The organism is Asanoa iriomotensis (genome assembly GCF_016862515.1).
GTDB lineage: Bacteria > Actinomycetota > Actinomycetes > Mycobacteriales > Micromonosporaceae > Asanoa > Asanoa iriomotensis.
In genome coordinates, this window is sequence record NZ_BONC01000122.1 from 1 (window position 1) to 10930 (window position 10930).

Sequence of the window (10930 nt, forward strand, 5' to 3'; positions counted from 1 at the left end):
CCGACGCGGTGTCCGACCTCCTGGTCCTGCCACCGGCGTGGCGCGCGGGCGCGTTCCTGCTCGCCGTCATGGCCCCGGCGGGCCTGACGTTGGCGGTGTTCGCCGCACAGACCCTCGCCCTGGCGGTGATGCCGGGGCGGGCCGGGACGCTCGACGTGTTCGACGTGGCGATCCCGGCAGGCATCGTCGCCCTGCTGGGTGCGGGCGGCGTTCTGCTGGCCCTGTTGGTCCGCTCGCCGATCATCGCGCCGCTGGCGGCCATTCTGTTCGCGGCGGCGGGCTTCGTCGCCATCGCGTCGGTCGCGACGGGCACGACGTGGGGGCGTTTGCTACCGATCCTCCCGGATGATCTGCCGGTCGCCCTGCCGTCGGTGCTCGTCGACCGGCCGTCGGGCCGGCACCTGGTCTATCTCGTCGGACTGACGGCGGTCCTGGCCACGCTCGCGCTCCTTCGTGCGGGCGCTCGGGTGCGCGTCGCCCTGCCGACCTTGGCAGCGGCGCTCGCGGTGACCGTAGCCGCGGGCAGCGCCCAGTTCGTCGGCGACGACGCAGTCGTGGCGGCCCGCGTGACCGTCAACCAGAACCCGGCGCCCGTGCAGACGTGCCAGGCGCGCGGTGAAGTCACCTACTGCGCGTTCGACGACTTCACCGCGTGGGTCCCGGCGTGGTCGCGCGTCGTCGACGACGTGGTCCGACTAGCGCCCGACGCCGCGACGGCCGCCGGGCCGCCGCTGGCGGTCCGCCAGTGGGTGTGGTCCGACGGCTACCCGACCTCTGGCGGCGTATTCGGCCCGGAGGCGGCACAGGCCCGGGCCCGGGCTCAGCGGGCCACGGACACCGCGGCCGGCACACCGGAGGCGGTCCCGGTCGGCACGACGTGGGGCGACGCCGCGACCGCGGCGGCCTTCGCGGGCAGCGTCGCCTTCCGCCTGGTGGCCGGCAAGGCGGTGGCCGGCGACACGACCGTCTGTGGCGCCCGCGGCGCGCTGATCGTCTGGTTGACCGGTCAGGCCAGCCCCCATGTGGCCGACGGGCTGCACCAGCTCGATGACCAGAGCAGCGGCTCGCTGGCCTTGATCGACTACACGATCGACAACGGCCTGTTCGTCGACGACCGGGACGCCGCCGTCGGCCTGACGCTACTCGAGCGGCCGTCCGCGGAGGTCACGGCCGTGGTGGCGGCGCACTGGGTGGAACTGACCGCGCCGAACACGCCGATCGAGCGGGTGGGCGCGCTGTTCGACGTGCCGGTCGGTGCGGCACCGGATCCGGCCTTCGCCAACGTCCAGTGCGAGCAATGAGCAGAGGAGTGGGGATGCGGCTGGTGGCGAGGGCGCTGCCCGCGGCCGGTCCGAACGGGGACGCCTCCGCTCCTTCGACGTGTCGCGGGAAGGCGATGGCGGTGGACGGAGGTCGGTGCTGATGGGAGGGGTGACGGTGCGGGTCGCGGCTGCGGTGGCGGTCCCGGCGGTGCGGGCGCTGCGCTGGACGCCGCCGCTGGCGGCGCTGGTGGTCGGCTACGCGATGATCGGCGTGCCTGCGGTGGCGTCCGCCGGGTCGGATCCGAGCCTGGTGGTAGTGCTGCTCCGGCTGGCGACGGTGTCCGCCGCGCTCGGGGTCGGGTTTCTCCTCGACGACCCGGCGAGGCCCACGACCGCGACGTCGCCGGCGCCGGCCTGGCTGCCGCTCGCGGCCAGGGTCACCGCGGGTGTGGTGCTGCTGGCGGGTTGGTGGTGGGCGACCCTCGCCACGGCCGGCGCGGCCCTCGGCCCGGCCTCGCCCGTGCTGCCCCGCGACGACCTGACCCTGGAAGCGGCCGCGGTGGTGGCTGTGTCGTTGGCCGTGGCGACGACCATCTGGCGACGCGCGGCCCGGGGCGTGGTCGGGCTGGTCGCCGCTCCGGCGTTCCTCGCCGCGGTCTTCGTGGTGGCGTTGCTGCCGGATCGCGTCGCGCTGCTGGTCCCGTTCGGCGGATCGGGTTGGGCGGCGGCACACGACCGCTGGCTGGTCGTCCTGATCGCGGCCACCGCCGTCACCTTCCTTGCGGCGACCTGGTCACCAAGCCCGCTCAGCCGCCCAGCGGTGAGGTCCGCCGGGCGGTAGCGGCACCTTTCGGTGCGGCGGCCATAGCCGCGCGCAGCGGTTTGGGCCGACTCCATGGTCGAGGGACGCTGAACCTCGAGCGCGGCGCCCTCTGGCGGGTCGGGTCGGCCATCCGGCGCGCGTACTCCGGTTGCCTGGTCGTGTTGGTGTCCGGTCGGTTAACGTCGGGCCAACCCGTTGCCGTCCCGCTAAGGAGCCGACATGGCCCGGTTCGTGCAGCCGTTGCCGCCTCCGGATGATCCGTACGCCGGGGATCGGTTTCTGCGGCTCTGGCTTGACCGGCAGCTCGGCGGGACCGGACACGCCCTGGCCAAGGCCCGGCTGACCGATCTGGCGGCCGATGTGGTCGGTCCACTTCGGGCCGCGCACGCCGACGCGGAGGCGCATCCGCCGGAGCTGGTCCGCTACGACCCGTGGGGGGCGCGGGTCGACCGGATCGACACGTCCGCAGGCTGGCAGGCGCAGCGGGCCGCGGCCGCCCGGCACGCCGTCGTGGCGTTGCCTTACCTCGACGAGACCCGTGGCACCTGGGGTGCCGCTACGCGCATCGTGCAGCATGCGCTGCTGCACCTGTACGGGCCTGAGTCGGCCACCTTCTCCTGCCCGGTCGCGATGGCCGACGGCGCCGCCGCGCTGCTGTCGCGCGCCGATGTCGGTCGTGACGTCCGCGACGCGTGGTTGCCGCGGCTGCTGTCCACCGACCCGGACACCGCGATCACCAGCGGCCAATGGATGACCGAGTCGCAGGGCGGCTCCGACCTGGCCCGGTCGTCGACCGTCGCCCGCCGTGACGGACAGCGGTGGCTGCTCACCGGCGAGAAGTGGTTCTGCTCCGCGGCCGACTCGGCGATGGCGGTCGCGCTCGCCCGGCCCGACGGGGCCGGGCCCGGGAGCCGGTCGCTGGTGCCGTTCGTGGTTCCCCGGTACGCCGACGGCGCCAACAGCGGCGCCCCCGCACCCGGCGTAACCGTGCACCGGCTCAAGGACAAGCTCGGCACCCGCGCCCTGCCCACCGCGGAGATCGGGCTCACCGACGCGGCCGCGGTCCCGCTCGGCGACCCGGGCCAGCCGGGCCTGGTCCGCGCGATGTCGCTCGTGGTGATCACCCGCCTGCACAACGCCGCCGCGGCCGCGGGTGGGATGCGGCGGGGACTCGACTACGCCATCGCGTACGCGAAAGCCCGCCACGTCGCCGGCGGCCTCCTCTTCGACTCGCCGCTGCACCGGGCCACCCTGGCGACCCTCGCCGTCGACGCGGCCGGCGCGTTCGTCCTCGCCGGTCACGCGTTCGCGCTGCTCGGCCGGGTCGAGGTCGGCTCCGACCCCGCCGCGGCGGCCGAACTGCGCCTGGTCGCGCCGCTGGCCAAGCTCGCCACGGGCCGGCTGGCGGTCTCGTCGGCCAGCGAGTACGTGGAGTGTTTCGGCGGCGCCGGCTACGTCGAGGACACCGGCGTGCCGCGGCTGCTCCGCGACGCCCAGGTGCTGCCGATCTGGGAGGGCACCACCAACGTCCTGGCACTGGACGCGCTGCGCGCGGTAGCTCGCGACGACGCCGCGACGCCGGTGGTGGCCCGGGTGGCCGCGGCCGCCGACCTGGCCCGCGGCCTGTCCCCGGCGGTCGCCGACGCGCTCGCCGCCACGGCCCGTGACCTCGGCAACCGCCTGACCGAGGCGGCGGCAGACCCGACCTCGGATCGGGTGGTCGCCGGGGCTCGGGGGCTGGCGTTGCGCACCGCGTACGCGCTGACCGCCGCCCTCCTGGTCGAACAGGCCGCCGACCGCGACGAACTCGCCGAGACCGCGGCGCGGCTCTGGACCCGCCGCTGGCTACGCGGAGAGGACATCGCCATCGACGCCGCCAACTACGCCGACGTCCTCTGCTGACGAGATCCACTCACCGAGCCGCATCGCGAACGACGGTGGAGGTCCAGGCACCTCTCGCTTGGCCACGACTCGGGTGGTGACGGCCCGTCCGGCCACTCGATGGGTTGAGCCCGTCGATCACGAACTCCAGCGACCTCGACCCGCGAGGACTGACCCTCGGATCCTGGCCCAAGGCTGGGCCCATCGGCGCGGGCGTGGCATCGGCCGGCCGAGTGGCGGCCGCCTCCAACAGGTGAAGAGCGACGGTGTGTGGGGGCGGGCTCGCCGGTCGCCGGCATGGTGGCCGGGATGCTAAATGGGGAGCGCTATCCGGGATCAGGAACGCGAGACGGTCAGGAGTTCGGCGGTGACCAGAACCGCGCCAGTGCGGACGTTGCCGGGTCCTCCGACCCCAACAGCGCCTCCCAGCCGGACGACGCCGGCTCCAGACCGGCATAAGCGGCGAGATCCGAAGGCGACGGCACCTCGACCGGCATCAGCCCATCCGGGCCCGGCGCCCCGAGCGCCGACGCGTCCGTCCACGGCGGACCGTCGATCGGCTCCGGCAGCACCGGCCCGAGGTCCAGGGCCGCCGGGAACTCCGGGGTCGGCCACAAGGCGTCCGTGTACGCCGACACGTCCGGGTCCGCGCTGAACAGGTCAGTCGCGTCGACCGGGCCGAAACCGTCCGTGCCGCCGCTGCCGTCGTCGTCGAGGCCCGCCGCCCAGTCGTGGTGCTCGGCCACCGGCGCGAACGGGTCATCTCCGTGCGGACCGTCACCCTCGTCGCCGCCCCAGTCCGGCGACGGGTCATGCCAGCCGACAACATCGTGGCCACCCATCGCATCGTGGCCGGCGGTGAAGGCGTCGCCGAGCGAGTCCCCGAACGGGTCCGTGTCGTCGGCGTCGAAACCGTGGTGGTGCTCGTCGCCCGACCCCGGCCCGTCGTACCCGGAATGGTCGTCGTGTGAATCGTGCCCGTCGCCCCAGGTCCAGTCGTCGGTCATGCCGCCGCCTCCCTTCGGTCCGCGGGGCACGACCGACGTCGGCTCTGCTGGCCGCGCTCGCTGCGCTCGCTCATGCCGCCGTCTCCCTCCGGTCCGCGGGGCACGATCGACGTCCGCTCTGCTGGCCGCGCTCGCTCATGGCAGCTCCTGGTCTTCGGTGGTCGGGGCCGGTGCCAGGGTCCGGGCGCGGACCAGGACCGTGTCGACCTGCTTGATGCGGGACCGGATCGCCTCGCGCTCCGCCGCGACCGCGGCCCGGCGCCGGGTGCGTTCGGCCTTGTCGTCCGCGAGCGCCTTGTCGATCTCGGCGATGTGCACGTCGAGTTGCTGCAGCCGCCGTTCGATGGCGTCGTCGAGCGCCAGCGTCAGCGCGTACTGCAGGTCCGTGAAGCGGTGCATGATCTCGTCCGACAGCGCCGCCCGGGCCTCGCTGAGCACGTCCCGCAGCCACAGCCTCGCCTGCGCCCGGTCGCTCTGGGCGCGCCGCCGGTAGAGGATGAACGCACCGGCGGCCAAACCCAGGCCCAGGCCGGCCACCGGCACCAGAAGCCCACCGCCGAGCAACGCCGACGCGCCCAGGGCCGACGCGCCCGCCATCGCGCCGCGGCCGGCCATGAACGCCATCCCGCCCGCCGACATCGCGATCATCATGTTGTCGGTGCCGGTGTCCCGGGGTGGGCGGCTCGTCAGCGCGTGCCGCAGCGTCGCGTTCAGGCGGGCCAGCACGAACTGGAGTTCTTCGGCGCCGAAAACTTGTGCGAGCACCTTTTCGGCGACCTTGCGGAACCGGAACTCCAGGTCCTGCGACAGCCGCACCGACAGCGCCTGCAGTGCCGTGTCCAGGTCGGTGGGCAGCGCCTTGAGCTCGTCGCTCTTCGCCTTGTCAATCCTGGTGAGCAGGTCTTCCTGGAGCTGCGACACGTACGTCCGCAGCTTCCCGGTCGCCTCCACCCGCGCCCGCTGGGTCTCCGTGTTGAGCGTCAGCGACCACTGCCGCGACTCGGTGCGCTTCCGCGCCGCCAGAGCCGCCCGGTCCGCCCGCGCCTTGGCCACGTCAGCCGGATCCGGATCCGTAGCCGTCAGCCGCTCGCCGGCCCGCAGGTCGAGCCGCACCAGCTCGCTGCGCACCGCCCGCAGCACATTGGCCTGCCGCAGCAGGTGACCCTTGCCGGCCAGCTCGATCAGCGCGTGCTGCAGCGGCGCGATCCGCGACTCGCGGACCAGCTCGGCGCCCGCGTCGCCGGGCAGCGTCATCGACAGCTGCGCCAGCCGCGCCGACACCGGGAACCACGGTGCCTGCGCGAAGCGCGGCGCGTGCGTCTGCAGCTGCGCACGGTCGTCGGCCAGGATGGTCTTCCATCCCGGGTACGCGTCGGTCTTGGTCAGCGCGAACACCACCACGTTGACCCGCTTGCTGGCCTCGATCAGGAACTCCAGCTCGGGCCGGGTGAACGGCCCGGACGCGTCGACCACGAACAGCAGCGCGCCGGCCTGCGCGGCCGCGTCGAGGGCGACCTCGGCGTGCAGCGGGTCCAGGCCACCGGTGCCGGGCGTGTCGACGAGGCTCAGGTATTGCAGCAGCGGCGCGGAGTGGGTCACCTCGACGCGGCGCGGCGGCCGGGTGCCCTCCGGGAGCTGGCCGAGGGTGGTCGCCCAGTCGCGCAGCTGCGAAAGCTCCAGCGGCACGGGTTGCGCCCGGTCCGGCACCCACGCCTGGGCGCGGTGGGGGCTGCCGGGCACGAACTCGAGGTAGGTCGCGGTGGCCACGGCCGCGTCGACCGGCGACAGGTCCGGCACCCCGATCAGCGCGTTGACCAGGGAGCTCTTGCCGCGCTTGGTCTCGCCCACGACGACGATCGACGGCCGGGTGACGGCCCGGCGGCGCATCGACTCCACGTCGGCGGCCGCGTCGGCGTCGGCGCGCCGCAGGAACGCCAGCGACCCGTCGACGGCCTCGCCCAACAGCCCACCAAGATCGGTCATGCCGGCACCCGCAGCCGTTGCGACAACAGATGAAAGCCACGGTGTACGACCTGCGCCACCCGTGACTGTGCGGGGCTCGCGCCCGCGACCGCGTACACCCGCCAGCGCGCCGCCGCGGCCAGCGCCGCCTCCCGCAGCTCGTCGACGCCGGCGGCGGGCAGGCTCAGAATCCACTGCGGGTCCTGCGACAGGGCCAGCCGGGTCAGCTCCTGCTCCATCGGCGCGGGCAGCTCGACGGCGCCGCCGCTGACCTGCTGGGCGACCTCGAGCAGCCGCAACCGGTGGTACTCGGGCCGCTGCAGCACCCGCTCGATCGCGTCGCGCAGCACCTCCCGGTCGGGGATCGTGTCAGCGTGCCCGGCGGCCTTCTCCAACGTGGACAGTGCCCAGCCGGCCTTGATCGCGTCGGTGCGCCACCGGAACGCGTGGTCGAGGGTGTGCCGCAGCCGCGGGAACCCGGACGCCTGGTAGAGCATCCGCACCAGGTCACCGCTGCCCAGCGTCGGGTGTGCGGCGAGCTGGGCGAGGGAGAAGCCGATCCCGTACAGGTCGAGCAGGGTCAACAGCCTTTCCCGGTGCTCACCGGGTACGGGCGCGGGCCGCGAGACGAACAGGTCCACCGAGGCGAGCAGCAGCGTCCGCTCGGTCACCGGCAGCCCCGACAGGACCCGCAGCGCCTCGCAGTCGGCGGCGGTCAGCCGGCCGGCCTCGGTGGTCTCGGCGAGCAGCCCGACCACGGGCACGACTCCGGAGACGACACGGCGCAGCGTCGCGGCCTGGTCGTTGGCCAGCCGCTCGGCGACCGGCCACGGGTCGGCGGGGCTCTCGACCAGCTTGTCCGCTTTGTTGAACAGCCCGACCGAGTTGATCGGGTTGCTGGCCAGCCGCGCGGACACCGACCGGAACGCCTCGAGCGCCGCGAGGTCGTCGCTGCGGACCGCCTGCGTGAACACGTACACGATGGCTTCGGCTCCGGAGATCGCCCCCGCGGAGTCGGCGTCGAGCCCGTCGTCGATGGGCGCGGTGGCGTCCTCGAACAGGAACCGCCGCGCCCCCGCGGACACGGACGCGTTGGTCGACGACAGCCCGGGCGTGTCGACGACGGTGAGGTCACGCAGGTTGGCGCTGGTCAGAGCAACATCGACAAAAGCCACCTCAGCCGCGGGTACGCCCAACCGCTGCGGAATCATCCCGGTCTCGTCGAGGGGCAGGCTGACCCGGCTGCCGTCGCGGCGCACGACGTCGACCCGGTCGGCGGTCCCGTACCGGAACTGTGTCACGACCCGCGTGCACTCACCGACCTCGGTGGGCGCGACCCGGCGCCCGATGAGCGCGTTGACCAGGGTCGACTTGCCGGCCTTGAGCCGACCGGCGATCGCGACCCGCAGGGGTTCGTCGAGCCGCTGCCGGACCCGCCGGACCTGGTTCCGCGCGGCGTCGGAGGTGAGCCGCGGGCTGACCTCGTCACAGAGCCCGGCCACGACCTGCCGCAGCGCGACGGGAGCGGTCATCCGCGCGCCTCGCTTCGCGAGACCCGACGTGAACGGTGCTCGCTGAGACCCCCACCGGGTCCGCGCCGGGCCGGGGCGTCCTCGACGACCGCGGCCGTCACCCGGCGGAGCCGCAGGCTGACCTCGTCGCAGAGCCCGGCGGCGACCGGATGGGCCGTGCCGCGCTTCGCGAGATCCCAGAATGACCCCGGGCGACCGCTCTTGCCCCCGATGGTCCCGTTCAAACCGCCCGAAACGGGCATGGCGCCCGTGCTGGGGTCGTCAGGGCGCGGGCGGTCGGCGACAATGGCGGTGGCCCGGCGGGGGTGCGCGGTCATTGTGGCGTGGTCCTCCTGGCTGGGTCGCTCGACCAACACTACGAATATCCTGCCGGCGGCAGGATCCCATGTTCGTGCCACCGGGGTCCGTCGCAGGCGAGGGTCGGAGGATGAGTGCCGCCGCACGCACCTGGCGCCGACGTCGCCGACCGTGCCGCCCCCGGCACGGCGCCCGACGATGTTGTCGCGCGGGCCCGCGCCCTGCTGGCCACCCCAGGCCTGGTGGTGATCACCGGCGCGCCCGGCAGCGGCCGCAGCACGGTCCTGCACGACCTGGCGGCCGCGTTCCGCGGCCCGGTCTTCGCCGGCGGCGGCCTCGCGATGCTCCAGGACGTGCCCGCGCTGCCCCTGTCCCGGGCGGTCCGGGTCCGCCTGCCGGCCCACGACGTCAACCTGCTCGCGGAGGCGGTCCGTTCTCGCGTCCGCGCCGGGTTGCTGGTGATCGACGACCTGCAGTGGGCCGACCCGGCCACGGTCGCGGCCGTCGGAGCCCTGGCGGCGCACACCCGGGTCGCGGTCGCCCTGCGCACCCCGCACCGATTGCCGGCGGAGGCGGTCACCGCGCTGCGGTCCGCGGCGGCCGGCTGGCTGCCCCTGCCGCCGCTGGACACCGCCGCCGCCGCGGACCTGGCCCGGCGGGTCGCGCCCGGGCTGGGTGACACCGGGGTCGCCGAGGTGATCCGCCGCGCGGGCGGCGTGCCCCTGGCGGTGATCGCGCTGGCCCGGCACACGGCCGCCGCCCGGCCCGCACCGACCGACCGCGGCCAGGACGCCACGGGAGCGCTCCCGATCGCGGCGCCGTCGGCGGAGGTTGACCAGGTCGCCTACGCGGTCGCGGAGGCCCTCGCCGACCTGACCCGCCCGGCCCGCACGGCAATGGCCGCGCTGGGCCTGCTCGGCCGCCCAGCCAGCCCCGCCCTCCTCGGCCCCGGCGTCGCCGAGCTCCGCGACGCCGGCCTCGTAATCACCCGCGCCCCGACCACGGGCCACGGAGGCATCGGCACGGTGCCGGGGACCGGCCAGACCACGTTGGCGGAGGAGCCGAGCGGCCTCGCGGCCGCCGGCACGACCACGAAGGCGGCGGTCAACGGCCCCGACGGCGGCGCGGTCGCGGCGCGAGTCGGTGTCGCCCTCGGCGACAACCGGTCCGAGGTTGTGGCTCCGGGCGCCACGCCAGTCCCCGAGGGCACAGGCGGTGACGCTGGGCAACCTGCCGGCGCCCGCCCACCTGAACCGGTTTCCGGTCATGGGGTGAGCGGTGGCGTGCCCGCTCGTGGTCCCGATGAGGCTGGCCACGCCTCCGCTGGCGCCCGCGTGCCCGGACCGGTGAGCGGTGGCCCGCCTGCACGTGCGGCAGATCCCCTGGGTGGGGCGGAGAAGGCCGGGCACGCACCTGCTGGCGCCGGCGTGCCTGGATCGGTGTCCGGTGCCGGGTATGGGGTCGGTGGCGGCCTGCCCGCTCATGAAGTCAATGGCCACGACCTGACGGCCGCTGGTGTGGTCGAGGACGGGGCCGCCGGTGGTTTGGTCGCGCCCGCGTCGCCGTATGTCGCCGAGGTGGCGGCCGGGATGCTCGACCCGGCGGCGCGGGCCGCGCTGCATCGTCGGCTGGCCGAGCTGACTCCCGACCGGGAGGCGGCCCGGCACCTGGCCGCCGCTGGTGACGACGCCGGCGCGTCCGCGCGGGCGCTCGCCGCCGCCGAGGCGGCCGGCACCGCCGGTGAGCGGGCCGAGCTTCTCCTGCTCGCCTGCGACCTGCCCGGCGCCCGCCCGGCCCCCGCGACCCGGGTCGCCGCCGCGGCTGCCGCGCTGGCCGCCGGGCGCCCCCGCGACGCGGCCCGGGTGCTCGCCGTGGCCGACGCACCCCTCGGCGTCGACGCCGCCGTGCTGCGCGCCGAGGCCCTCCTGCAGGTCGGTGACCTCGCCGGGGCGCGGGCCGCGGCGGCTCCGGTGCCCGACGACGCCCCACCGCTGGTCCGGGCCGGCCGGGACCGGGTCCTGCTGCTCGTGCTGCTGGCCACCGACCCCGCCGGCGCCCTGGCCGCCGCCACCCGGCACGGCGACGCGCCGTCGCACACGGGCCTGCGGGCCGCGGTCGCCGCCGTGCGGGCCGCCGCGCGGGTGCCCGGCTGGGAGTACGGGCTCG

The 10930-nt window shown here is 75.1% G+C and carries 6 protein-coding genes and 1 pseudogene; 4 read left to right on the forward strand and 3 right to left on the reverse strand.

Going from position 1 to position 10930, the window contains the following annotated elements; all coding sequences use genetic code 11:
• From Air01nite_RS39245 to Air01nite_RS39255, 3 genes are all read left to right on the forward strand, one after another.
• Positions 1-1301: hypothetical protein (locus Air01nite_RS39245; RefSeq protein ID WP_203708497.1), on the forward strand; the 1301-nt coding region annotated here is incomplete at its 5' end.
• Between the two features lie 121 nt (positions 1302-1422).
• A complete protein-coding gene (locus Air01nite_RS39250; RefSeq protein ID WP_203708498.1) occupies positions 1423-2103 on the forward strand; it encodes a hypothetical protein in 681 nt (226 codons plus the stop codon).
• A 201-nt stretch (positions 2104-2304) separates the two neighbouring features.
• Positions 2305-3987, forward strand: coding sequence for an acyl-CoA dehydrogenase family protein (locus Air01nite_RS39255; protein WP_203708499.1), 1683 nt, complete (start codon positions 2305-2307; stop codon positions 3985-3987).
• A 332-nt stretch (positions 3988-4319) separates the two neighbouring features.
• Here Air01nite_RS39255 and Air01nite_RS39260 read toward each other — a convergent pair whose 3' ends face one another.
• From Air01nite_RS39260 to Air01nite_RS39270, 3 genes are all read right to left on the reverse strand, one after another.
• Positions 4320-4973, reverse strand: a complete 654-nt coding sequence (locus tag Air01nite_RS39260; RefSeq protein WP_203708500.1) for a hypothetical protein — start codon at positions 4971-4973, stop codon at positions 4320-4322.
• Between the two features lie 135 nt (positions 4974-5108).
• Positions 5109-6956 carry a dynamin family protein gene (locus Air01nite_RS39265; protein ID WP_203708501.1) on the reverse strand — a complete coding sequence of 616 codons (1848 nt, stop codon included), beginning with the start codon at positions 6954-6956 and terminating at the stop codon, positions 5109-5111.
• Complete coding sequence (locus tag Air01nite_RS39270) at positions 6953-8467, reverse strand: dynamin family protein (RefSeq protein ID WP_203708502.1); 1515 nt, start codon at positions 8465-8467, stop codon at positions 6953-6955. Before Air01nite_RS39270 ends, Air01nite_RS39265 begins: the two co-directional genes overlap by 4 nt.
• 431 nt (positions 8468-8898) lie before the next feature.
• Between Air01nite_RS39270 and Air01nite_RS39275 the strand changes: the two are divergent.
• A pseudogene (locus Air01nite_RS39275) lies at positions 8899-10930 on the forward strand (hypothetical protein); the annotation flags it as partial.

What these genes read in the sequence shown, in the direction of transcription:
- Air01nite_RS39250 (WP_203708498.1), top strand. Translation starts at nt 1,423, where the DNA reads ATGGGAGGGGTGACGGTGCGGGTCGCGGCTGCGGTGGCGGTCCCGGCG.
- Air01nite_RS39260 (WP_203708500.1), bottom strand. Translation starts at nt 4,973, where the DNA reads ATGACCGACGACTGGACCTGGGGCGACGGGCACGATTCACACGACGAC.
- Air01nite_RS39265 (WP_203708501.1), bottom strand. Translation starts at nt 6,956, where the DNA reads ATGACCGATCTTGGTGGGCTGTTGGGCGAGGCCGTCGACGGGTCGCTG.
- Air01nite_RS39255 (WP_203708499.1), top strand. Translation starts at nt 2,305, where the DNA reads ATGGCCCGGTTCGTGCAGCCGTTGCCGCCTCCGGATGATCCGTACGCC.
- Air01nite_RS39270 (WP_203708502.1), bottom strand. Translation starts at nt 8,467, where the DNA reads ATGACCGCTCCCGTCGCGCTGCGGCAGGTCGTGGCCGGGCTCTGTGAC.